The following is a 24,084-nucleotide window of genomic DNA, read 5'->3' on the forward strand; positions in this document are numbered from 1 at the left end:
GCCTCCGCTCGGGACAGCCTGCCGCCTCCGATCGGTCACCCACAGGTGGCATGCACACACTCGAAGCCAACCCGGCCAATTGTCGAACACCCCAGTAGGGCCGAGCGCGCGGGACCGAACCCGCCGCCAGCCCAGGAAGCCTGAATATGAACTCGTCCATCTCTGCTCTGCCGCTGTCCACCTTGAGCCCGGCCAATGAAGCGCTGACCCAGCGTTTGCCCAGCTCGCTGCAACTCAAGCACCAATTGCCGCTCACCCACACGCTGACCCAACAGGTCGCTGCCCACCGTGAAGCGGTCCGCGCGATTCTCAACGGTGAAGACTCCCGTCTGCTGGTCGTCGTCGGCCCTTGTTCGATTCACGATCCGCACTCCGCCCTCGAATACGCTGGCAAGCTCGCCCGACTTGCGGCCGACGTCAGCGATGAAATGCTCGTGGTGATGCGCGCCTACATCGAAAAACCTCGCACCACGGTGGGCTGGAAAGGCCTGGCCTACGACCCGCACCTGGATGGCAGCGACGACATGGTCGGCGGCTTGACCCTCTCTCGCGAATTGATGCGCGAAATGCTTCGCCTCGGTTTGCCGATTGCCACTGAACTACTGCAACCCATGGCCGCCAGCTACTTCGACGACCTGTTGAGTTGGGTCGCCATCGGCGCGCGCACCACCGAATCACAGATTCACCGTGAGATGGCCAGCGGCCTGGGCATGCCGGTCGGTTTCAAGAACGGCACCGATGGCGGTGTCGGCGTCGCCACCGATGCCATGCGCTCGGCAGCGCATCCCCACCGGCATTTCGGTGTCGACAGCCAGGGGCACCCGGCAATCATTCAGACTCAGGGCAACCCGGATACGCATCTGGTGCTGCGCGGCGGGCATCGCGGGCCAAATTATGACGTCCAGAGCGTCGCGCACATACAGGCCGACTTGCAGAAGCTGAAGATTGCCTCGCGGATCATGGTCGATTGCAGTCATGCCAACAGTGGCAAAGACCCATTACGCCAGCCGGCCGTGTTCAACGAAGTGCTTGAACAACGCCTGAGCGGCAATCGCTCGCTGATCGGCATGATGCTTGAAAGCCATCTGTTCGAAGGCTGCCAGCCGTTGAGCCAGTCGCTACGCTACGGCGTTTCGGTGACTGACGGCTGCCTGGGGTGGGAGGCGACCGAACAGTTGTTGCGCAACGCCAGCCTAAAGCTGCGCGGGCCTGAAACGGGCATCTGAGCAACCGGCAGACAAGTACTCAGCGATCAATTGCCCGGAACTGCCGTTCCAGTTGCACCTCTGGAACGGCAACGCCAGGCAATCACTGACGAAAAGATCTCAAAATGTTCCGAGCAATTCCTCGCAATAATCTGATCTTTCCCGCTATTTCTATTCCGCTTTCAACCGTTTCTAGCGGTTTTTTCCCACACCGCTCGCCTGCCACCCTGCTTTAGAGTGAGGACGTGAACCCCACTCGAACTTACGGAATACAGGTACGCACATGCAACGGAATGCAATCACGCAGCACCCTATCCTGCTGGTCCACGGCCTCTTCGGTTTCGAAAGCATCGGCAAACTGGAACTCTTCCATGGCGTGAAACAGGCACTGAGGAACACTGGCGCGCAAGTGTTCATACCCCACCTATCGGCCGCTCACTGCAATGAGGTTCGTGGCCAGCAACTGCTGGCGCAAATCGACCGGGTGCTGGCCGGCACCGGCGCGAGCAAAGTCAATCTGATCGGCCATAGCCAAGGCGCACTGACCGCTCGTTATGCCGCAGCGATAACGCCCCAGAACGTCGCTTCCGTGACCTCGGTCAGTGGGCCAAACCATGGCTCCGAGCTCGCCGACTGCTTGCGCAAGGCATTGACCCCCGGGCACCTGCCAGAACACGTCGCGGTGGCAGTCTCGACATTGTTCGTCGAGTTCCTGTCGTTTATCAGTGGCAACCCGAAAATCCCGCAGAACGCCGTCGCCGCCCTCAACGCTTTAACGACTGAAGGCGTCGCGGCCTTCAATGCCAAATACCCTCAAGGCCTGCCGAAGGCCTGGGGTGGCAACGGCGAAGAACAGGTCAACGGCGTTCGTTATTACTCCTGGAGTGGCACATTGCAGGGCAACCTGCTGGATGCAGGGCTGCATGCGCTCGATCCACTGCACGCTTTTTGTCGAGGGTTTTCCAGGTTTTTCACCCGCGAGACTGAGCAAAATGACGGGATGGTCGGCCGCTACAGCTCGCACCTGGGCACCGTCCTGCGCTCCGATTACCCGATGGACCATCTGGATGCGATCAATCAAACGGCTGGTCTGGTACGCAAGGGTATCGACCCCATCGAGTTGTATCTGCTGCATGCCGAACGCTTGAAAAGCGTTGGCCTTTAAACAGGTCTTTTTCGAACAACGGCAAGATGAGGTGAAAACCGGCAATCGATTGACCGAACTTTGACGAGAAATAGGTCACTGAATCCGGTAGGCTCAGCACCTTACCTGAACATTGAATGGAGATTTTTCCAATGGCCAAAGCCACTGCCCGTCACATCCTGGTTGCCAGCGAAGCCAAGTGCAACGAACTGAAAGCCCAAATCGAAGGCGGCGCTGATTTCGCCGAAATCGCCAAAGCCAACTCCACTTGCCCGTCGAGCCGTGACGGCGGCAACCTCGGTTCGTTCGGTCCTGGCCAGATGGTCAAGGAATTCGACACCGTGGTCTTCAGCGCACCGGTCAATACCGTGCAAGGCCCGGTCAAGACCCAGTTCGGTTACCACCTGCTGGAAGTGACCAGCCGCCAGGACTGATCATTCCGCGATTTGCTCAAACAACGGCCCGCCTTCTGGTGGGCCGTTGCGTTTGTATCGAATGATTATGGCTGGCGAGTCACGCGCCGCTAGCGTACAAATTGTGCTTATCGATCATCCGGCTCTTAAGGCTGACAATGCGACTGGCTTTCCCCTCATTGATCTTCACGGCCCTGGCTTTGCTACTGAGCACTGCAGGCGTGAACGCTGCGCCACAACACGCCTTGACCGTATATGGCGAACCGGCCAAATACCCTGCCGGTTTCAGTCACTTTGCCTACACCAACCTGCAAGCCCCCAAGGGCGGCAGCATGCGCCGCTCGGCGATTGAAATCGGCCACTTCGACCACGTGCTGCCGTACATCGACAAGGGCATTGGCGTGACCCAGGTCGACGGGATGATTTACTCGCCGCTGGCCCAGCGTTCGCTGGATGAGCCCTACACCGTGTATGGGCTGGTCGCCGAGAAGATCGAGCGCGCCGACGATGGCCTGTGGCTGCGTTTCTACCTGAACCCCAAGGCTCGCTTCGCCGATGGCACACCCATCACCGCCGAAGACGTGCGCTACACCTACGACCTGCTGATGACCCAAGGCAGCCTGCGCTATCGCACCCAATTCGCCGACGTCAAAGGCGTCGAAGTCGAGTCGCCGCGCACCATTCGTTTTGACTTCAAGAACAACGAGAACCGCACCCTGCCGCTGGACATCGCGACCTTGCCGGTGTTTCCCGAGCACTGGTGGAAGACCCGCGACTTCGCCAACGGCGGCGGTTATGAAGCACCGCTGGGCAGCGGCCCGTACCGCGTCGGCAAGGTTGATTCGGGGCGCAGCATTACCTTCGAACGCAACGCCGACTGGTGGGGCAAGGACTTGCCTGTCAGCCGTGGCCTGTACAACTTCGACCATTTCAGCATCGAGTACTTCGGCGACACCGACGTCGCTCGTCAGGTCTTGCGCGGTGGCGCCTATGACTACAACCGCGAGTTCTCGGCCACCGCGTATTCCATCGGTTACGAAGGCCCGGCGTTGAACGACGGCCGCCTGCAAAAAGCTCATCTGGCCAAAGAGGCACCACAACCTTCCCAGGGTTTTGTGTTCAATCTGCAAAAGCCGATGTTCCAGGACCGCCGCGTCCGTCAGGCCCTGGCAATGCTCTGGGATTTCGAGTGGAGTAATCGGCAGATGATGCGCGATATGTACATTCGCCAGCAGAGTTACTTTTCCAATAGCCTGTTGGCAGCCAGGCAACTACCCGATGCCGGCGAACTGGCGATTCTCGAACCCTTGCGCGGGCAGGTTCCGGACGAGGTCTTTAGCCAGGTTTTCGAAGCACCGAAGACCGACGGCAGCGGCCTGATCCGTGGCAAGCAGTTGCAGGCACTGGCGCTGCTCGAACAAGCCGGCTGGAAACCCGATGGCGATCGACTGGTCAACGCCGAGGGCGAGCCACTGGCGTTTACTTTCCTGATCAGCCAGAACGGCATGGACCGTCTGCTACTGCCGTACAAGCGCAACCTGGCGCAGATCGGGATCAACCTGGACATCCGCCGGATCGACTCGTCGCAGTACGTAAACCGCTTGATGAGTCGTGACTACGACATGATCGTCACCGGCTATCCGGTGACCACCTCGCCTGGGAGCGAGCTGTACAACTACTTCGGCTCGGCCGCCGCCACCGACCCCGGCTCCAATAATTACATGGTGCTGAAAAATCCGGCCGTCGATACGCTGATTACCGGCCTGGTCAAAGCTACCACCCAGGCCGACATGCTGCGTTATGCCCACGCACTGGACCGGGTGCTGCAATGGAACTACTACTGGATTCCCAACTATTACCCGCCTGGCTCCTCGACCGTGTGGTGGAACCGTTTCGGCATTCCGGCGATACAAGCGAGCAATGACGAAGCCATCGAGAGCTGGTGGGAAATGAGCCCGACGCCGCTGACCAACGAACAGATGGCCGTCGAACGCATCAGCCGTGGCAAACCCGGAGGGCCTCATTGATGCTGGCTTATGTATTTCGACGCTTGCTGCTGATCATTCCGACGCTGGTGATCATTCTGCTGGTCAACTTCGTGATCGTGCAGGCCGCACCGGGTGGCCCGGTCGAGCAGGCCATCGCGCACCTGCAAGGCATCGGCGGCGCAAGCATCGGGTCTTCCGGTGACGCCATCAGCCATGGCTCGCGGGCCAGCCGCGGGCTTGATCCGCAACTGATCAAGGACATCGAAAAACAGTACGGCTTCGACAAACCGGCACCGGAACGCCTGTGGCTGATGATCACCAGCTATGCCCGGCTGGACTTCGGCAAGAGCTTCTTTCGCGGTGCCACGGTCACCGACCTGATCCTTGAAAAGATGCCGGTGACCATCTCCCTCGGGCTTTGGGCGACACTGATCACCTACCTGGTATCGATTCCGCTGGGCATTCGCAAAGCCGTGCATCACGGTAGCCATTTCGATATCTGGAGCAGCACCGCAATCATCATCGGGTACGCGATGCCGGCATTCCTGTTTGCGATGTTTCTGATCGTGGTGTTTGCCGGTGGTACATCGTTGAACTGGTTTCCGGTCCGTGGATTGGTCTCGGAAAATTTCGATCAGCTGTCGACACTGGGGAAAGTGGCCGACTACTTCTGGCACCTGGTACTGCCGGTGACGGCGCTGGTGGTCGGCGGTTTCGCCACCTTGACCATCCTGACCAAAAACTCGTTCCTCAACGAGATCACCCGTCAGTACGTGGTCACCGCCCGCGCCAAAGGCCTGAGTGAGCGCCGGGTGCTGTACGGCCATGTGTTTCGCAACGCAATGCTGCTGGTGGTTTCGGGCATTCCCCAAGCGTTGATCAGCGTGTTTTTCGCCGGTTCCCTGTTGATCGAAGTGATCTTTTCTCTCGATGGACTGGGGCGGATGAGTTATGAAGCGGCGGTGTCCCGGGACTACCCGGTGGTGTTCGGTTCGCTGTTCATCTTCACCCTGTTCGGTCTTTTGATAAAAATCATCGGCGACCTTTGCTACACCCTGGTCGACCCGCGCATCGACTTCGCCGCGAGGAATGCCTGATGCTCAATCTCTCGCCCCTGGCGCGCCGACGCCTGGAGCGCTTCAAGAAAAACCGCCGTGGCTGGTGGTCGCTGTGGCTGTTCATCGGTCTGTTCGTCCTGACCCTCGGCGGCGAACTGATCGCCAACGACAAGCCACTGGTACTCAGTTATCAGGGTTCGTTGTACTACCCGGCGTTCAAGCGCTACACCGAGCAAGAGTTCGGCGGACAACTGCCATTCCAGGCCGATTACCGCAGTGAGTACGTGCAGAAACTGATCCATAAGGACGGCGGCTGGATGCTGTTCCCACCGATCCCGTTCAGCGACGACACGCCAAACTACGACCTCAATCAGCCGGCGCCGAGTCCGCCGTCGAAGGTCAACTGGCTGGGCACCGATGATCAGGCGCGCGATGTGTTGGCGCGGGTGATTTTCGGCGCCCGGGTGTCGATTTTGTTTGCGCTGGCGTTGACCTTCATCAGCGCGCTGATCGGCATCGCCGCCGGCGCCTTGCAGGGCTACTACGGCGGCTGGGTCGACCTGCTCGGCCAGCGATTGCAGGAAGTCTGGTCGGGGTTGCCGGTGCTTTACCTGTTGATCATCCTGTCGGGTTTCGTCGAGCCGAATTTCTGGTGGCTGCTGGGGATCATGGCGCTGTTTTCCTGGTTGGCACTGGTGGACGTGGTGCGCGCCGAGTTCCTGCGCGGGCGCAACCTGGAGTACGTCAAAGCAGCGCGCGCACTGGGCCTGACCGACCGTAAAGTGATCGTGCGGCATATTCTGCCCAATGCGATGAACGCGACCTTGAGTTACCTGCCGTTCATTCTCACCGGGGCGATCTCGACCCTCACCGCCCTCGACTTCCTTGGCTTCGGCATGCCCGCCGGCAGCGCCTCGCTGGGCGAGTTGATCGGTCAGGGCAAGCAGAATCTGCAAGCACCGTGGCTCGGGCTGACGGCGTTTTTCACCCTGGCGCTGATTCTTTCCTTACTGGTGTTTATCGGTGAAGCATTGCGTGATGCATTTGATCCGCGCTCTTGAGCCGCGATCTTGAGCCGCGATCTTGAAACGGACATTGAATATGAGTGACAACCTGATCGAAATCCGTGACCTCAGCGTGGCCTTCAATGGCCAGGCTGCGGTGCGCAACCTGTGCCTGGACATCCGCCCCGGCGAATGCCTGGCGCTGGTCGGCGAATCCGGTTCGGGCAAATCGGTGACCGCCCATTCGATCCTGCAACTGGTACCCGATGGCGGCACCGAAACCCGCGGCAGTATTCGCTATCGTGGCCAGGAGCTGGTCGGCGCGGACGTCGGGACGTTGCGAGCCTTGCGCGGCAATCGCATCGCGATGATTTTCCAGGAGCCGATGACCTCTCTCAATCCGTTGCACAGCGTCGAAAAACAGATTGGCGAAACCCTGCTGGTGCACAAGGGACTCGGTGGCAAGGCAGCGCAAAAGCGCACCCTTGAGCTGCTCGAACTGGTGGGCATCCAGAAACCCGCAGAGCGCCTGAAAGCCTATCCGCACCAGCTCTCCGGTGGCCAGCGGCAACGGGTGATGATCGCCATGGCGCTGGCCTGCGAACCCGAGTTGCTGATCGCCGATGAGCCAACCACCGCGCTCGATGTGACGGTGCAGCGCAAGATCCTGCTGCTGCTCAAATCACTGCAACAACGCTTGGGCATGTCGCTGCTGTTGATCAGCCACGACCTCAATCTGGTACGCAGTATCGCCCAGCGTGTCTGCGTGATGCGCGGCGGCGAGATCGTCGAGCAAGCCGCTTGCGAGACGTTGTTCAACCAACCGCAACATCCCTACAGTCGCCTGCTGTTGAACGCCGAGCCGGAAGGCGAAGCCTTGCCTCGTGACGAGCGCGAAGCCGTGCTGGAGGTCAACGATCTCAACGTGCGCTTTCCGCTGGTTGGCGGATTATTCCGGCGCAAAACCTGGTTGCATGCGGTCGACGGCATCAGCCTGAGCATTCAACGCGGCAAGACGCTGGGCATCGTCGGCGAATCCGGTTCCGGCAAGTCCACCCTCGGCCAGGCGATCCTGCGCCTGCTCGACTCCGACGGCAGCATCCGCTTTCAGGGCGAGGCGCTCGACAGCCTGAACCAGAAACAGCTGCGGCCCTGGCGCAAGCAGATGCAGGTGGTGTTCCAGGACCCGTTCGGCAGCCTCAGCCCGCGAATGTCGGTGGCTCAGATCATCAGCGAAGGGCTGGAAGTCCACAGCCAGTCGAGTGCTGCCGAGCGCGAAGCCCAGGTCATTCAGGTGTTGAAAGAAGTCGGCCTTGACCCGCAAAGCCGTCACCGCTACCCGCACGAATTCTCCGGTGGCCAGCGCCAACGGATCGCCATCGCCCGCGCCCTGGTGCTGAAACCGGCATTGATCCTGCTCGACGAACCGACCTCGGCGCTTGATCGCACGGTGCAAAAACAGGTGGTCGCCCTGCTCCGCCAGCTTCAGGAAAAATACGGTTTGACCTACCTGTTCATCAGCCATGACCTGGCGGTGATTCGCGCCCTGGCCCATGACATGATCGTGATCAAGGACGGCAAAGTCGTGGAGCGTGGCGCCAGCCATGACGTGTTCGCCGCACCGCAGCATCCCTATACCAAAGAGCTGTTGGCCGCGGCGCATCCGGGCTGGGCATGATTGCGCATATGTCGTTGGACCGCGTCGCGTCCATCGCGAGCAGGCTCGCTCCCACAGTGACTTATGTGGGAGCGAGCCTGCTCGCGAAGGGGCCAGCACAGACCATGCACATTCTGGAAATGAAGCCATGAACACCACCGAAAGTCTCAAGGACTACCAACGTGTGCGCATGCTGGCGATCCGCTCGCTGTTCGAGATCATCGAGCAGTCCAGCGAAGGCACGGTGATCGTCGATCGCGACGCGAATATCGTCTGGATGAACGAACGGTATGCCAAGCGCTTTGGCTTGGCGTCTGCCGAAGGGGCGATCGGCAAGGCATGTGAAAGTGTGATTCCCGGCAGCCTGTTGCGTGAGGTGGTGCGTACCGGCCGACCGATCCTGCTGGACATGCAGGACACGCCCAAAGAGCCGCTGGTGGTGATGCGCCTGCCGATTCACGATGACGCCGGCGCGGTGATTGGTGCCATCGGGTTCGCGCTGTTCGATGAATTGCGCAGCCTGTCGCCGATGCTCAAGCGTTACCAGAGCATGCAGGAAGAGCTTGCGTCCACACGTTCGCTGCTGCGGGCCCGGCAAGCCAAGTACACCTTCGCCCACTTCATCGGCACCAGCGCCGCCAGCCTGGAGGTCAAACGCCGCGCCCGACGTAGCGCCAGCACCGAGTCCCCGGTCTTGTTGCTGGGTGAAACCGGCACTGGCAAAGAGCTGCTGGCCCAGGCGATTCACGGTGCTTCGCCACGGGCGCACAAAGCCTTCGTCAGCATCAACAGCGCGGCGATCCCCGAAGCGCTGCTCGAAGCCGAGTTTTTCGGCACCGCGCCCGGCGCCTTCACCGGCGCAGACCGCAAGGGTCGCTCCGGCAAGCTGCAGATCGCTCAGGGCGGGACCTTGTTTCTCGACGAGATCGGCGACATGCCGCTGCCGTTGCAAAGCAAACTGCTGCGGGTATTGCAGGAAAAAGAATTCGAACCGGTCGGCTCCAACGAAGTGATCCAGAGCGATGTGCGGGTGATCGCCGCGACCTCCACCGACCTCGAAGCGGCGATCAAACGCGGCGAATTTCGTGCCGACCTGTATTACCGCCTCAACGTGTTGCCCATCCAGGTGCCGCCGCTGCGCGAGCGCCTCGATGACCTGCCGGCCCTGAGCGAAGCAATCCTGGAAGAACTGCGCAGTCAGCATGAACTCGACAGCCAGGCGCTGGAATTGCTCAGCCAACACGCCTGGCCGGGAAACATTCGCGAACTGCGCAACGTGCTGGAACGGGCCGCGCTGCTCAGCGATGACCTGATCCTCAATGCTGCGGAAATCCGCGCGGCGATTGGCAGTTTTGTGCCGGTACAGCGCTCCGCGCCATCGGCCATTGAAACGCCCGCCAATGAGACTTTCAGTGCTGCACGCGAACGCTTCGATCGGCAGTTGATTGAAAGCACGCTTGCGCACTGTGGCGGCAAGGTGATCGAAGCGGCGGCACGGCTGGGGCTTGGGCGTTCGACGCTATACAAGAAGATGGTCGCATTGGGGATTGCCGAGTCTCTATAAAGAGATATCGGTCTCTATTTATAGACATTACTTGAAACCGCATTACGGCCATCGCGAGCAGGCTCGCTCCCACACTGGATTGCATTAGACCCACATTTGCGGGTCACCCCTGAACAAATGTGGGAGCGAGCCTGCTCGCGATAAGGCCATCCAGGCCACCATAAGTCTCCAATCTGAGACAAATTATTTCCCTATCAGCGAAATAACAAGGAATATCCATATATTTCAACAAGTTACTTGAATGGCACGAAACTCGCTAACGCCCTCTCCTACAAAAGATCCACCCCAAAAAAAAATAACAATCCAGGAGACACACCATGAGTGTGATCATTGCCTTGGCAGCCCTCGCGCTGCTGATGCTGGCTGCTTACCGTGGCTACAGCGTCATTCTCTTCGCTCCGATTGCCGCCCTTGGCGCGGTCCTGCTCACTGACCCTTCTGCCGTTGCGCCCGCCTTCACCGGCGTGTTCATGGAGAAAATGGTCGGGTTCGTCAAACTGTACTTCCCGGTGTTCCTGCTCGGCGCGGTGTTCGGCAAGCTGATCGAGTTGTCGGGCTTCTCACGCTCGATCGTCGCCGCAGCGATTCGTCTGCTCGGCACCCGCCAGGCGATGCTGGTGATCGTGCTGGTCTGCGCCCTGCTCACCTACGGCGGCGTGTCGCTGTTCGTCGTGGTATTCGCGGTGTATCCGTTTGCCGCAGAGATGTTCCGTCAGAGCAATATCCCGAAACGGCTGATCCCGGCGACCATCGCCCTCGGCGCGTTCTCCTTCACCATGGACGCCCTGCCCGGCACCCCGCAAATCCAGAACATCATCCCCAGCACCTTCTTCAACACCACCGCCTGGGCTGCGCCGTGGCTGGGTTTGATTGGCACGATTTTCGTCTTTTGCGCCGGCATGCTGTTCCTCCAGCGTCAGCGCAATAAAGCCCAGCGCAACGGTGAAGGCTACGGCACAACGCTGCGTAACGAGCCGGAAACCGCCGAAGACGTGAAGCTGCCCAATCCGTGGATCGCGCTTTCGCCATTGCTGCTGGTGGGCATCATGAACCTGCTGTTCACCCACTGGATTCCGCTGTGGTACGGCAAGACCCACAGCCTGAGCCTGCCGGGCATGGCCGCGCCGGTGACCACCGAAATCGCCAAGCTCACCGCGATCTGGGCGGTCCAGGCCGCGTTGCTGGTCGGCATCATCATGGTGCTGGTGTTCGGATTCCAGGCGATCCGCGGCAAGCTCGCCGAGGGCAGCAGAAGCGCGGTCAGCGGCGCCTTGCTGGCGGCCATGAACACCGCATCGGAATACGGTTTTGGCGCGGTCATCGCCTCGTTGCCCGGCTTCCTGGTGCTGGCCGACTGGCTCAAAAGCATCCCTAACCCACTGGTCAATGAAGCGATCACCGTGACCCTGCTGGCGGGCATCACCGGTTCGGCCTCGGGCGGCATGAGCATCGCCCTCGCGGCGATGGCCAATGACTTCATCGCGGCGGCCCATGCGGCGAACATTCCGCTGGAAGTGCTGCACCGGGTCGCGGCCATGGCCAGTGGCGGCATGGACACCCTACCGCACAACGGCGCGGTGATTACCCTGTTAGCCGTGACAGGCCTGACCCACCGCGAAGCTTATAAAGACATTTTCTGTATTACGCTGATCAAGACCCTGGCGGTCTTCGTAGTCATCGGTACTTTCTACGCCACCGGCATTGTGTGAGGCATTCATGACAACTCTTTCGGGCAAAACCGCATTGGTCACCGGCTCCACCAGCGGCATCGGTCTGGGCATCGCACTGAGCCTGGCCAAGGCCGGCGCCAACCTGATCCTCAATGGTTTCGGCGATGCTTCCAGCGTCATCGCGCAGGTGCAACAGTTCGGCGGCAAGGTCGGCCATCACCCGGCCGATGTCAGCGACCCCGCGCAAATTGCCGAGATGATCGCCTATGCCGAACGCGAGTTCGGTGGTGTCGATATCCTGGTGAACAACGCGGGCATCCAGCACGTGTCTGCGGTGGAAGACTTCCCCGTGGAGCGTTGGGATTCGATCATTGCGATCAACCTGTCGTCGGTCTTCCACAGCACTCGCCTCAGCCTGCCAGGCATGCGCGCCAAGGGTTGGGGACGGATCGTCAACATCGCCTCGGTACACGGCCAGGTCGGCTCGGTGGGCAAGGCCGCCTATGTCGCTGCGAAGCACGGGGTGATCGGCCTGACCAAAGTGGTCGGCCTGGAAACCGCCACCAGCAACGTCACCTGCAACGCCATTTGCCCAGGCTGGGTACTGACCCCGCTGGTGCAGAAGCAGATTGATGACCGCGCCGCCGCCGGGGTCGACCCACAGCAGGCGCAACATGATTTGCTGGCCGAGAAGCAACCTTCGCTGGAATTCGTGACCCCGTCACACCTGGGCGAACTGGTGCTGTTCCTGTGCAGTGAAGCCGGCAGCCAGGTGCGTGGCGCGGCGTGGAATATTGATGGTGGGTGGCTGGCACAGTAAAAAGGCTAATCAGCGGCTGTGGCGAAGGAGCTTGCTCGCGTCGGCCGGTCCGCATTCGGGCGCAGCTGTCGTAAAATGATGAGCGCGTTGCCATTGGAAGAACGCGCCAGCCAGTTTGGGCTCGCTTCGCGGCCCAGCGGGAGCAAGCTCCCTCGCCACAAGAGCCAGTGAGCGGGTATTAAGAAAAAAAGAGGCCAATCATGTCAGAAGTTCTTTGGCAACCCAGCGCCGAACGCATCGGCAAGACCCGCATGGATGCCTTCCGCCGCTTCAGCAATCAGCGGTACAACCTGGCACTCGCGGACTACCCCGCCCTGCACCAGTGGAGCATCGATCAGCGCGAAGATTTCTGGCAGGCCATCGTCGACTTTTTCGAGATCAAGTTTCACCAGCCACCGAGCACGGTGCTGCGTGAAGGCCCGCAGATGCCCAGCGCCGAGTGGTTTCCCGGCGCCACGCTGAACTTCGCCGAACACCTGCTGCGTCGTCGCGATGACGCAACTGCCGTAATTGCCATCGCCGAGAATGGCCAGCGCGAAAGCTTGAGTTACCGTGAGCTGGCCGAACACGTCGCCGGCCTGCAAAAAAGCCTGACAGCCGCAGGTGTCGGCTTGGGCGACCGGGTGGCGGCGTGCATGCCGAACACCTGGCAGACCCTGGTGGGCATGCTCGCGACCACCAGCCTGGGCGCGATCTGGTCATGTTCGTCACCGGATTTCGGCACGCACGGAGTGGTCGACCGCTTTGGCCAGATCGAACCGAAAGTGCTGATCACCTGCGCCGGTTATCGCTACGCCGGCAAAGAGATCGACCAGACGACCAAGGTCAACGAAATCCTCGAACACCTGCCATCGCTGCAGCAACTGATTATCGTGCCTTATGCCCGGCCACAGGCCCGCGTTGACGATTACAAAACCCAAGCCAACGTTGCGTTGTGGGACAGCTTTTATCGTCCGGGCGGCGAGCCCTGGTTCGTCGCGGTGCCCTTCGCGCATCCGCTGAACATTCTCTACTCCAGCGGCACCACCGGCGTGCCGAAATGCATCATCCACAGCGTCGGCGGCGTATTGCTGCAACACGTCAAGGAACACGGTTTGCACGTCGACCTCGGGTCTGACGACCGACTGTTCTACTACACCACCTGTGGCTGGATGATGTGGAACTGGCTGGTCTCGGCATTGGCGGTCGGCAGCAGCGTGGTGCTGTATGACGGTTCGCCTTTCCACCCCGGCCCGCAACGCTTGATCGACCTGATCGACAGCGAAGCCATCAGCGTCTTCGGCACCAGCCCAAAATACCTCGCGACACTGGAAAGCAATGAAATCCAGCCGCGCCTGAGCCACGACCTGGGCAGCCTGAAAGCCCTGCTCTCGACCGGTTCGGCACTGTCGCCGCAAAGCTACGAGTACGTTTATCGCGAGATCAAAAGCGATCTGTGCCTGTCGTCGATGTCCGGCGGTACCGACATCATTTCCTGCTTTCTGGCCGGTAATCCGGTCCTGCCGGTCCGCCGTGGCGAGATGCAGTGCAAGGGACTGGGCATGGCGGTTGAAGTCTGGAATGAGGCCGGTCAGCCGGTGATCGGTGAAAAAGGCGAGCTGGTCTGCACCCGGCACTTCCCGGCGATGCCGATCGGCCTGTGGAACGACCCGCAGCAGGAAAAACTCCGCGCCTCCTATTTCAGCCAGTTTCCGGGCGTCTGGGCTCAGGGCGACTACGCCGAACAACGGCCCAATGGCAGCTGGCTGATCCACGGGCGCTCTGACGCAGTACTCAACCCCGGCGGCGTACGCATCGGCACCGCGGAAATCTACCGTCAGGTGGAAAAAATCCATCAGGTACTGGACTCGGTCGCCATCGGCCAGCAATGGCAGGATGACGTGCGCGTGGTGTTGTTCGTGCGCCTGCGTGACGGCGTAACGCTGGACGAAAAACTTGAGCAGGATATTCGCCAGGTCATCCGCGCCAATACCACGCCTCGGCATGTGCCGGCGAAGATCGTCGCGGTGACGGATATACCGCGAACCATCAGCGGCAAGGTGGTCGAGCTGGCCGTCAGAAATGTCGTGCACGGCAGGCCTGTGAAAAACACCGATGCACTGGCCAACCCCGAAGCGCTGGAGCAATTTCGGGATCGACCGGAATTGCAGAGCTAACGCCTACGCAGGATGGGTCAATCCATCAGCCCCCATTCACCGGTTTCGGTGGATGGGGCGGCGGCATTCGGCACACTGTCCGCGTGCAACTTCAGACGCAAGCGCAAGTTATTCACCGAATCGGCGTTTTTCAATGCCTCCTTTTCATCGATCGCACCCTCGACAACCAAATCGAACAACGCCGTATCAAACGTCTTCATTCCCGACTCTGCCGACTTTTCCATGATCTCCTTGAGCTGGTGAAGCTCATTGCGCCGTATCAGATCGCCAATGGTTGGCGTACCCAGCATCACCTCCACCGCCGCCCGGCGCTGCCCATCGCGGGTGCGTACCAGACGTTGGGAAACGAAGGCCTTGAGGTTGTTACCCAGATCATTGAGCAACTGCCCACGGCGTTCCTCCGGGAAAAAGTTGATGATCCGGTCCAGTGCCTGATTGGCGTTGTGAGCGTGCAAGGTGGAGAGCACCAGGTGCCCGGTGTCGGCGAATGCCAATGCATGCTCCATGGTTTCGCGGTCGCGAATTTCGCCGATCAGCACCACATCCGGCGCCTGGCGCAGGGTGTTCTTCAAGGCGGCGTGGAAGCTGCGCGTATCGACGCCTACCTCACGCTGGTTGATGATCGACTGTTGATGGCGATGGATATACTCCACCGGGTCTTCGATGGTGATGATGTGCCCGCTGCTGTGGCGATTGCGGTAATCGATCAACGCTGCCAGCGAGGTCGACTTGCCCGAATCCGTGGCGCCGACGAACAACATCAGCCCCTGCTTGAGCATCACCGTCTCAAGCAGCACGGCCGGCAGCTTGAGGTCTTCAAAGCGCGGGATATCGAGTTTGATGTTGCGCGCCACGATCGACACGTCATTGCGCTGCTTGAAGACGTTGACGCGAAAGCGCCCGACGCCAACCAGAGAAACCGCCAGGTTCATTTCCAGCTCGCGGTCGAACTCTGCGCACTGCTCGACGTCCATAAGGGTCTCGGCAATCCGGGCAATCTCGCCGGGCTTGAACACTTCATGGGCCAGTGTTCGGAGCGCACCCTTGAAGCGCCCGGTAGGCGGTGCGCCAGTCGACAGGTAAAGATCGGAGCCGTCCTGGCTGGCCAGCATTCTTAGCAGCGAGTGAATGTCCATGGCAAAAAAATATCCATTGAGCCTTCCATTGAACGAAAATTGCCAAGGCACGCCACTTTTCACGCGTCCGAGCGTCTACTCCTTCGAAGCATAGTAGATGCCCCAGTACCGATATGTAGCACGGACATGATGCAGGAACCCTTGATGAACGAATCCCCTACCGGCGGCGACGCCCAGGCCTTGATTGCCCGACTCGACTGGGCACAAAGCCCGCTGGGCTCTGCCAGCCACTGGCCGCAGAGCCTGCGCACCGCCGTGGACATCGTGATTCACTCGCCCATGCCCATGCTGTTGTTATGGGGACCGGAGCTGTCGCAGATCTACAACGACGGCTTTGCGTTGTTGGCCGGCAACAAACATCCGCAGGCTTTCGGACAACCCACGCACCAGACATGGCCAGAACTTAAAGACTTCACCGACCCCATTTATAGCGCTGTCCTAAAGGGCCAAGTACGTTCCTACAGCGAGCAGCGTTTCAGCCTGCAACGCGATGGCGGTGAATCGGACTTCTGGCTGGACCTGACCTACAGCCCGATTCGTGACGAACGCGGGCAGGTCGCCGGGATCCTGGTCACTGCCATTGAAACCAATGAGCGCCGACGCATCGCCCTGGAGCTCAAACAACGCTCGGAGGCCAGCCTCAAGGCCCAGCACGAAACCGAAGAACGCCTGCAACTGGCCCTCGCCGCCACCGACGCGGTAGGCACCTGGGACTGGGATATCGGCGAAGATCACTTTATTGCCGACGCCCACTTCGCCCAGTTGCACAGTGTTGACCCGGCACTGGCCAACCAACTGCCCATCACCGAATACCTCAACGGCGTGCACCCGGAAGACCGGGGCATGGTTGCCCGCAGCATCAAGCACTGCATCAGCCAGGGCAGCGAATACGCCGAGGAATACCGACTGCTGCAAGCCAGCGGCGCAGTGCGCTGGGTCTTTGCCCGAGGCCGTTGCTACAAGGATCACCACGGTCGCCCCCTGCGTTTTCTCGGTGCCGCTCTGGACCTGACCGAGCGCAAGCACACCGAACAGGCGTTACGGCAGAGCCAGACCGAACTGCAGCTGATCATCAACGCCATGCCGGTGCTGATCGGTTATGTCGATCATGAACAGCGCTTTCGCCTGAACAACAGTGCGTACCTGGACTGGTACGGCATGACCCCGCAGGAGCTGTACGGTAAAACCATTCGCGAAATTCTCGGCGACGAACTCTATGCCACCCGCGTCGAGCACATCAGCGCCGCACTGGCGGGCAAAGCCTGCAGTTTCGAGGCCTATTCACCACACCGCGATGGCCGACCGCGTTATGCGCTGATGAAGTACCTGCCACGCTTTGGTTCTGACGGCTCGGTCAATGGGTTCTACATTTTCGTGATCGACGAAACCGAGCGCAAACAGACCGAGGAAGCCTTGCGCAACCTCAACGAGACGCTGGAAGAACGGGTCGACACACGCACCAAGGCACTGGCTGAAGCCAACCATCGCCTGCAAAACGAAATGTTCGAGCGCGAACGCGCCGAAGATGCGTTGCGCCATGCCCAAAAAATGGAAGCCGTCGGCCAACTCACTGGCGGTATCGCCCACGACTTCAACAACATGCTGACCGGGATTATTGGCAGCCTGGACCTGATGCAGCGCTACATTGCCGATGGGCGTAGCGATGAGATCGGCCGCTTTGCCGATGCGGCCGTGTCGTCAGCCAATCGGGCAGCAGCCCTGACTCACCGGCTGCTGGCATTCTCCCGCCGGCAATCGCTGGACCGTCGACCGCTTGAGCCCAACACACTGGTGCGCTCGCTCGAAGAGCTGTTGCGCCGCACCAAGGGCGAGCATATCGAACTGAAGTTTCAGCTGGCACCGGAAGTCTGGCCGGTCAACACCGATGCCAACCAACTGGAAAACGCCCTGCTCAACCTGGTGATCAACGCCCGCGATGCGATGCCTGAGGGCGGCGAGCTGGTGATTGAAACCGCCAATAGCTACCTCGATGGCAACGACATCAGCACCCTTGAGCCGGTCAAGGCCGGTGACTATGTGATGCTCGGCGTACGCGACAACGGTACCGGCATGACTCCGCGCGTATTGGCCAAGGCCTTCGATCCGTTCTTCACCACCAAGCCTATCGGCCAGGGCACCGGGCTGGGGTTGTCGATGATTTATGGCTTCGCCCAGCAATCCGGCGGCCATGTGACCCTCAGCAGTGAGCCGGGACAAGGCACGTCGGTGCGCCTGTATTTGCCGCGCCTGCACAACGCGCCTCAGCACAGCTCGCTGGCGGCAGTCAGCCTGGGCAGCCCCTATGCGACGGCGGGTGAGTCAGTGGTGCTGGTCGAAGACGACCCTGCGGTGCGTATGCTGGTGCTCAATGTGCTGAACGAACTGGGCTACATCGCCCATGAGGCGCAAGATGCCAAAAACGCCCTGCCGCTGCTGGAGTCAGACCTGCGCATCGATCTGCTGGTAACCGATGTCGGCCTGCCCGGCATGAATGGCCGGCAACTGGCGGAAATTGCCCGTCAGCATCGACCTGGGCTCAACGTATTGTTCATGACCGGTTACGCGGAAAAAGCCGCCGAACGCCAGGGCTTTCTCGAGGAGGGCATGGACCTGCTGGCCAAGCCCTTCACCCTTGAACAACTGGCCGGCAAGATTCGCCACATGATCCGCCGAACAGGATGATTTGAGGCATAATCGCGCCCCGCCGCCACCACCGCTCCAAGGTAACTGCCCCAATGAAAGCTCAAGCCCGCCATATTCTGGTGAAAACGGCCGAAGAAGCCGAACAGCTCAAACAACGCATCGCCAAAGGTGAAGCCTTTGATGTGCTGGCCAAGAAGTATTCCACTTGCCCATCCGGCAAACGCGGGGGTGATCTGGGCGAAGTCCGGCCTGGGCAGATGGTCGGCGCCATCGATGCGGTGATTTTCAAGAAACCGCTGCGTGTCGTGCATGGGCCGATCAAGAGCAAGTTTGGTTATCACCTGGTGCAGGTGTTTTACCGCGATTGACGGATTGGCTTGAGGGCCTCATCGCGAGCAGGCTCGCTCCCACATTGATTGCAGTCACACTACAAAACCTGTGGGAGCAGTCGGGCGGTGTTCCGTTTGCTCGCGATCCGATTGCGCAACAAGCGGCCATTGAGCCTCAATCCTTGGGGATCAGTGCCCCCGGCACCTGGATCACCCGGCTCGCCAACCGATGCCCGGCTTCGGCGGCCTCTGCCGGGCTTGCGCCACGGAGCCGACTGGCCAGATACGCCGCGCTGAACGAATCTCCCGCCGCCGTGGTGTCCACCACCCGTTCGACACGCAGCGCCGGAACCTCGAACGACTCACCATCACAGCGAATCAGACACGGCTCGGCACCGCGTTTGAGCACCACTTCCGGTATGCCGATCTGCTCGTAGGCCGCGAACACCGCCGCCTCATCGGAAAAGCCGAACAACGCCTGTTCATCATCCACTGTCAGCAGTGCCAGATCGACATAGGGCAAGACTTCGCGGTACGCCGTCCGAGCCTGTTCGACGCTGCTCCACAAACGCGGCCGATAGTTGTTGTCAAAGACGATCCGCGCATCCCGCTGACGGGCTTCGATCAGTGTCTCGATGAGCTTTTTACGCCCGGCTTCACCCAACACCGCCAGGGTGATGCCACTGAAATACAGCACGTCGTAATCCGCCAGCGCCGCAAGAGTCGGTGCAGCCGCCGGTGTGGTGAAGCAATCGCGCACGGCCGCTTCGTTGCGCCAGTAGAGGAAACGACGTTCACCCGCCGCATCGGTCTGGATGCAATACAAACCGGGCAAACGTCCCGGCAACCGCTGGACCATGCCCAGGCCGATGCCTTCTTCGGACCAGCTCTGGCACATGGCATCGCTGAAGCTGTCGTCGCCCAGCGCGGTGACGTAATCCACCGTGGCCCCATCGCCCATTTCACGAGACAGGTAGACCGCGGTGTTCAGGGTGTCGCCGCCAAAACTCTGCTGCAGACTGCCGTCGGCGCGCTGCTGCAACTCGATCATGCACTCGCCGATCAGCGCAATGCGCAGGGTGTCGGGGCCGAGAGGGCTGAGGGTGTTCATGGTTGTGGGGTCTCTGGGGTTTCGGTGTTGTCTGGCAGGCCGTCATCGCGAGCAGGCTCGCTCCCACATTGGATCTCCAGTGCTCACAAGATCAGTGTGGGAGCGAGCCTGCTCGCGATGGCCGCGCCTCGGTCTCAAACCTTAAAAACAGGTTTCCATGCTTTCGATGACGTTCAACTGCTCATCCACCAGGCAACCGGTGCGCCACTTATCAAAGGTCAGGCACGGGTGAGACGTACCGAACGAGATGATGTCGCCCACACGCAACTGAACCCCGGGCGCGACCGTCATGAACGCATGCTGATCCATCACCGCCGTCACTGTGCAGGCACTGACATCATCGCCTACCGCCGGCAGCACACCCGCCCGATATCGCAGCAATGGCACCGGCAGCCCCGCGTCATAGGCCACATCGCGCTTGCCCAGGGCGATCACCGCAAACCCCGGCTCCGGCAACGACTGCACATGGGCCCAGACTTCCAGCGCCGGACGCAGGCCTTCGTGCAAGTCGCTACGACGATCGAGCACGCAGCATTGCGCTTCCTTGTAGATGCCATGGTCGTGAGCCACGTAACTGCCCGGACGCAACACGCTGAGGAAACGCCCGGCGGCGTTCTGGGCTTCGAAGGACTCGGCGATCAGGTCATACCAGGCCGACCCCGACGCGGTGATGATGGGCGTGTCGATGGCGAAAGCGCCGCTGTCTTGCAACTGCACCGCGAGGCGTACCAGGGACGCAGCAAACTCACGAATGCCACTGACTGCCTGGTCGCCGTGAATCACCCCTTCGTAGCCTTCAATGCCGGTCAACGCCAACCCTGGCTGTGCCTTGATCGCTTGGGCCAGCGCCAGCACTTCGGCTTCGCTGCGGCAGCCGCAACGGCCACCGACCACGCCGTACTCGATCATCACGTTCAGGCGCAGACCGCGCGCGGCAAAAAAGGCCCCAAGGTCGGCGACGTTGTCCGGGTGATCGACCATGCAGTGAAAGTCGAAAGACGGATCTGCCAGCAACTCGGCGATCAGCGCCATGTTCGGCGCCCCCACCAACTGATTGGCCATCAACACCCGGCGCACGCCATGGGCGTAGGCGGCGCGAGTCTGCACCGCAGTGGCCAGGGTGATGCCCCAGGCGCCCGCCTCCAGTTGGCGGCGAAACAATGACGGAGTCATGCTGGTTTTGCCGTGCGGCGCCAGCTCGGCACCGCTGTTGCTGACGAACGCCTGCATCCAGCGAATGTTGTGTTCCAACGCTTCGCGGTGCAGCACCAGCGCCGGCAGGCTGACGTCACGCACCAGGTTGGCACCGGGCTGGCCGTTGCCCTTTTCCACGGCAGCGATGTTCAAGGCAGAAGGCATGTTCTAACTCCTCACACGCGGCCGCGAACGGCCACTGTTATTCGTTGATGCGACGGGCCAGATTGTTCGCGCTGTCGATCAGCACCCGGCGATAGTCGTTGTAATTGTTCTTGGCATCGGCCCTCGGGGCGACGATGCACAGGGTCGCAATGGCGACGCCACTCGGGTCTTTCACCGGGGCGGCAAAGCAATGGGTAAAGGTGTCGGCGACGCTGTCGAAGGAGAAGAATCCATCGATAGCGGCCTGACGGATTTCCGCCAGAAAACGCTCCAGCGGCAGGCGTTCACCATCAGGCAGGATGAAGTCATCTTCATCGATCAGGTCGACGATTTGCTGGTCGCTCAAGTGCGCCAGCAACAAGCGCCCGGAAGCGGTCCACGGGATCGGCGCGTTCTCGCCGATGTCCGAGGAAATGCGGAAATGCCGCTCGCCCTCCTTCATCAACGCTACCGTGTACTTGCGCCCGTTGAGCAGGCACATCTGCGCGGTTTCGCGGGTCTGGCTGACGATCTCCTGCAAGGCGTGATCGGCCTCGCGGCTCAGGTCGAAATGGCGCAGATGCGCTTGCCCCAGAAAGTACAGTTGCCGGCCAAGGTAGACGTGTCCTTCCTTGCCCACCGGCTCGAGAATTCGTCGTTCAAGCAGCGACGCGACCAGTTCGTAGACCGTGGATTTCGGACTGCCGATACCGCTGGCGATATCGTTCGGGCGCAGTGGCTGGCCGACTTCCTTGAGGAAATCGAGGATATCGAACGCCCGGTCCAGACCGCGAGCCCGGCGCTTGATGGTGTCTTCGGTCATGTCAGTGGGTTCTCATTCAAATTCGCCGGTGAGTTTAACCAGAGTCCTGCGCCGACCGTTAGACCGCCATCGCGCGCAAGCTCGCTCCCACAGGGGAACGCATTCCAAATGTGGGAGCGAGCCTGCTCGCGATGCAGTCACAGCAAATCTCAGGCTTTCTTCTTGTACGCGATGCAATCAATCTCGACCTTGCAGTCGACCATCATGTTCGCCTGCACACAGGCCCGGGCCGGTGCGTGCTCGGGGCTGAAGTATTCGGAGAAGACTTTGTTGAAGCTCCAGAAATCCCGCGGATCTTCCAGCCATACGCCCGTGCGCACCACGTCTTCCAGGCCATAGCCGGCTTCTTCGAGGATCGCGATCAGGTTGCGCATGGTCTGGTGAGTCTGCTCGACGATCCCGCCAGCAATGATTTCGCCGTCCACCGCCGGCACCTGGCCAGACACATGCAGCCAGCCATCCGCTTCGACCGCGCGGGCGAAAGGACGGGGCTGGCCGCCACCGGCGGTGCTACCAGTGCCGTAACGAGTAATGCTCATGGGTGTTTCTCCTGATTCGATATTGAATATTAAAAACGCGTGTTCTTGAGAAACTCCGCCAAACGCGGAGATTGAGGGCGTTCGAACAGTTCCTTGGGTGGCCCCTGCTCTTCGATTCGCCCCTGATTCATGAAGACGATCTTGTCCGAGACTTCAAAGGCAAAACGCATCTCGTGGGTCACCAGCAGCATGGTCATGCCATCCTCGGCCAGGCCCTTGATCACGTTCAATACTTCGCCGACCAGTTCCGGGTCGAGTGCCGACGTCACTTCGTCGAACAGCATCAGGCTCGGGTTCATCGCAATCGCCCGGGCAATCGCTACGCGCTGTTGCTGACCACCCGACAACTGACCCGGATAGTGATCGCGGCGCTCCAGCAGGCCGACACGCTCCAGCCATTTTTCCGCCAGCACCACCGCTTCGTCCTTGTGCAGCTTTTTGACTTTCAGCAGGCCAAGGGTGACGTTCTGCAACGCCGTGAGGTGCGGAAACAGGTTGAACTGCTGGAACGCCATGCCGGTCATGGCCCGATGCTGGGCAATGACTTTTTCCGAGTGGCGCACGCGCTTGCCGTTGACCTCGTGGTAACCGATGGACTCGCCATCGAGCAGGATCCGCCCGCCCTGGAACTCTTCGAGCATGTTCACACAGCGCAGCAGCGTGGTCTTGCCCGAGCCGCTGGAGCCGATCAGCGTGACCACGTTGCCACGCTGCATGGTCAGGTCGACGCCCTTGAGCACTTCGAGCGGACCGTATTGCTTATGCAGATCGCGAATCTCCAGCAGGGCCTGGCTAGCGTTCTGTGTCGAAACTTGAGCTTGAGTCATGGCAAGGCCACCCGCTTTTCAATATGCCGGCCGAGTAATTCGATGGCGTAGTTGATGATGAAAAAGAGAAAACCGGCAAACAGGTAAAACTCCAGGGTCATGAAGGTCCGGGCGATGATCTGCTGGGTACTCAGCAGCAACTCGGCTACACCGATCACCGAGAGCAAGGTCGAGGCCTTGACGATTTCGGTCGACGAGTTGACCCAGGTCGGCAAAATCTGCCGCAACGCCTGAGGCAGCAGCACGTAAGCGAGGGCCTGATAAAACGTCAGGCCGATGGCCTTGCTCGCTTCCATCTGCCCACGTGGCAATGCTTGCAACGCACCGCGAACGATCTCGGCAACGTGCGAACCGCAGAACAGCGTCAACCCCAGCACTCCCGCCTGGAACGCATCGATCTGCCAGCCCAGTGCGGGCGCCATGTAGAAGCAGGCCAGCACCAGCACAAACACCGGCGTGCCACGGATCAGGTCAACGTAAAAGCGAAACGGCGCGCGCATCCAGAACTTGCCGTAGGTCAGCACCAGCCCGGCAACAATGCCGATCAGGGTGCCCAGCATGATCGCCAGGACAGAGCACTGCACACTGGTCAAAAAGCCCGACCACAGGGTTTCGCGGGCGACCCATAACTCATGCAACCAACTTGGGGACTCGTACAT

Annotated in this window: 20 protein-coding genes; 13 read left to right on the top strand and 7 right to left on the bottom strand. The window is 60.5% G+C overall.

All coding sequences use genetic code 11. The features are described from left to right. The first annotated feature begins 146 nt into the window (after window positions 1-146). The 11 genes from AC1DIH_RS24160 to AC1DIH_RS24210 all read left to right on the top strand — a co-directional run bounded on the left by AC1DIH_RS24160 (window position 147) and on the right by AC1DIH_RS24210 (window position 14,679). On the top strand, window positions 147-1,226 hold the full coding sequence (locus AC1DIH_RS24160) for a 3-deoxy-7-phosphoheptulonate synthase (protein WP_477773552.1): 1,080 nt from the start codon (window positions 147-149) through the stop codon (window positions 1,224-1,226). A 262-nt stretch (window positions 1,227-1,488) separates the two neighbouring features. Further along, on the top strand, window positions 1,489-2,370 hold the full coding sequence (locus AC1DIH_RS24165) for an esterase/lipase family protein (RefSeq protein ID WP_477773553.1): 882 nt from the start codon (window positions 1,489-1,491) through the stop codon (window positions 2,368-2,370). 131 nt (window positions 2,371-2,501) lie between these two features. Continuing rightward, window positions 2,502-2,783 carry a peptidylprolyl isomerase gene (locus tag AC1DIH_RS24170; protein WP_100939307.1) on the top strand — a complete coding sequence of 94 codons (282 nt, stop codon included), beginning with the start codon at window positions 2,502-2,504 and terminating at the stop codon, window positions 2,781-2,783. A gap of 137 nt (window positions 2,784-2,920) precedes the next feature. Continuing rightward, on the top strand, window positions 2,921-4,789 hold the full coding sequence (locus AC1DIH_RS24175; RefSeq protein ID WP_477773554.1) for an extracellular solute-binding protein: 1,869 nt from the start codon (window positions 2,921-2,923) through the stop codon (window positions 4,787-4,789). Then, window positions 4,789-5,847: a microcin C ABC transporter permease YejB gene (locus tag AC1DIH_RS24180; protein ID WP_477773555.1), complete on the top strand. Its 1,059-nt coding sequence runs from the start codon at window positions 4,789-4,791 to the stop codon at window positions 5,845-5,847. The genes AC1DIH_RS24175 and AC1DIH_RS24180 overlap by 1 nt, the downstream gene beginning before the upstream one ends. Continuing rightward, window positions 5,847-6,869 (top strand): ABC transporter permease, encoded by a 1,023-nt coding sequence (locus tag AC1DIH_RS24185; RefSeq protein WP_477773556.1) that lies wholly within the window; start codon window positions 5,847-5,849, stop codon window positions 6,867-6,869. Before AC1DIH_RS24180 ends, AC1DIH_RS24185 begins: the two co-directional genes overlap by 1 nt. Before the next feature lie 40 nt (window positions 6,870-6,909). Beyond that, window positions 6,910-8,490 carry an ABC transporter ATP-binding protein gene (locus AC1DIH_RS24190; RefSeq protein ID WP_477773557.1) on the top strand — a complete coding sequence of 527 codons (1,581 nt, stop codon included), beginning with the start codon at window positions 6,910-6,912 and terminating at the stop codon, window positions 8,488-8,490. Between the two features lie 127 nt (window positions 8,491-8,617). Next, window positions 8,618-10,033: a sigma-54 interaction domain-containing protein gene (locus tag AC1DIH_RS24195; RefSeq protein ID WP_477773558.1), complete on the top strand. Its 1,416-nt coding sequence runs from the start codon at window positions 8,618-8,620 to the stop codon at window positions 10,031-10,033. Window positions 10,034-10,350: 317 nt separating this feature from the next. Beyond that, window positions 10,351-11,742, top strand: a complete 1,392-nt coding sequence (locus tag AC1DIH_RS24200; RefSeq protein ID WP_477773559.1) for a GntP family permease — start codon at window positions 10,351-10,353, stop codon at window positions 11,740-11,742. Window positions 11,743-11,749: 7 nt separating this feature from the next. Next, window positions 11,750-12,523, top strand: a complete 774-nt coding sequence (hbdH, locus tag AC1DIH_RS24205; RefSeq protein WP_477773560.1) for a 3-hydroxybutyrate dehydrogenase — start codon at window positions 11,750-11,752, stop codon at window positions 12,521-12,523. Window positions 12,524-12,723: 200 nt separating this feature from the next. Next, window positions 12,724-14,679, top strand: coding sequence for an acetoacetate--CoA ligase (locus AC1DIH_RS24210; RefSeq protein WP_477773561.1), 1,956 nt, complete (start codon window positions 12,724-12,726; stop codon window positions 14,677-14,679). 17 nt (window positions 14,680-14,696) lie between these two features. Here AC1DIH_RS24210 and AC1DIH_RS24215 read toward each other — a convergent pair whose 3' ends face one another. Beyond that, window positions 14,697-15,815, bottom strand: a complete 1,119-nt coding sequence (locus AC1DIH_RS24215; protein WP_477773562.1) for a PilT/PilU family type 4a pilus ATPase — start codon at window positions 15,813-15,815, stop codon at window positions 14,697-14,699. A 144-nt stretch (window positions 15,816-15,959) separates the two neighbouring features. Between AC1DIH_RS24215 and AC1DIH_RS24220 the strand changes: the two genes are divergently transcribed. Beyond that, a complete protein-coding gene (locus AC1DIH_RS24220; protein ID WP_477773563.1) occupies window positions 15,960-18,497 on the top strand; it encodes a hybrid sensor histidine kinase/response regulator in 2,538 nt (845 codons plus the stop codon). Between the two features lie 53 nt (window positions 18,498-18,550). Next, the gene (locus AC1DIH_RS24225) at window positions 18,551-18,826 is read left to right on the top strand and encodes a peptidylprolyl isomerase (RefSeq protein WP_019690952.1); all 276 of its coding nucleotides are present in this window, start codon (window positions 18,551-18,553) and stop codon (window positions 18,824-18,826) included. Window positions 18,827-18,962: 136 nt separating this feature from the next. Here the strand turns inward: AC1DIH_RS24225 and AC1DIH_RS24230 are convergent, their stop codons facing one another. The 6 genes from AC1DIH_RS24230 to AC1DIH_RS24255 form a co-directional block, all read right to left on the bottom strand. Then, window positions 18,963-19,898, bottom strand: coding sequence for a sugar kinase (locus tag AC1DIH_RS24230; protein WP_477773564.1), 936 nt, complete (start codon window positions 19,896-19,898; stop codon window positions 18,963-18,965). Between the two features lie 141 nt (window positions 19,899-20,039). Further along, window positions 20,040-21,257, bottom strand: a complete 1,218-nt coding sequence (locus tag AC1DIH_RS24235; RefSeq protein ID WP_477773565.1) for an amino acid deaminase — start codon at window positions 21,255-21,257, stop codon at window positions 20,040-20,042. A 37-nt stretch (window positions 21,258-21,294) separates the two neighbouring features. Beyond that, window positions 21,295-22,059, bottom strand: a complete 765-nt coding sequence (locus tag AC1DIH_RS24240) for an IclR family transcriptional regulator (RefSeq protein WP_477773566.1) — start codon at window positions 22,057-22,059, stop codon at window positions 21,295-21,297. A gap of 149 nt (window positions 22,060-22,208) precedes the next feature. Continuing rightward, the gene (locus tag AC1DIH_RS24245; RefSeq protein WP_477773567.1) at window positions 22,209-22,598 is read right to left on the bottom strand and encodes a RidA family protein; all 390 of its coding nucleotides are present in this window, start codon (window positions 22,596-22,598) and stop codon (window positions 22,209-22,211) included. 29 nt (window positions 22,599-22,627) lie between these two features. Beyond that, complete coding sequence (locus AC1DIH_RS24250; RefSeq protein WP_427531596.1) at window positions 22,628-23,425, bottom strand: amino acid ABC transporter ATP-binding protein; 798 nt, start codon at window positions 23,423-23,425, stop codon at window positions 22,628-22,630. Beyond that, a complete protein-coding gene (locus AC1DIH_RS24255) occupies window positions 23,422-24,084 on the bottom strand; it encodes an amino acid ABC transporter permease (protein ID WP_427536625.1) in 663 nt (220 codons plus the stop codon). The genes AC1DIH_RS24250 and AC1DIH_RS24255 overlap by 4 nt, the downstream gene beginning before the upstream one ends.

The sequence above is a fragment of the Pseudomonas sp. 05N36 genome (genome assembly GCF_056397385.1).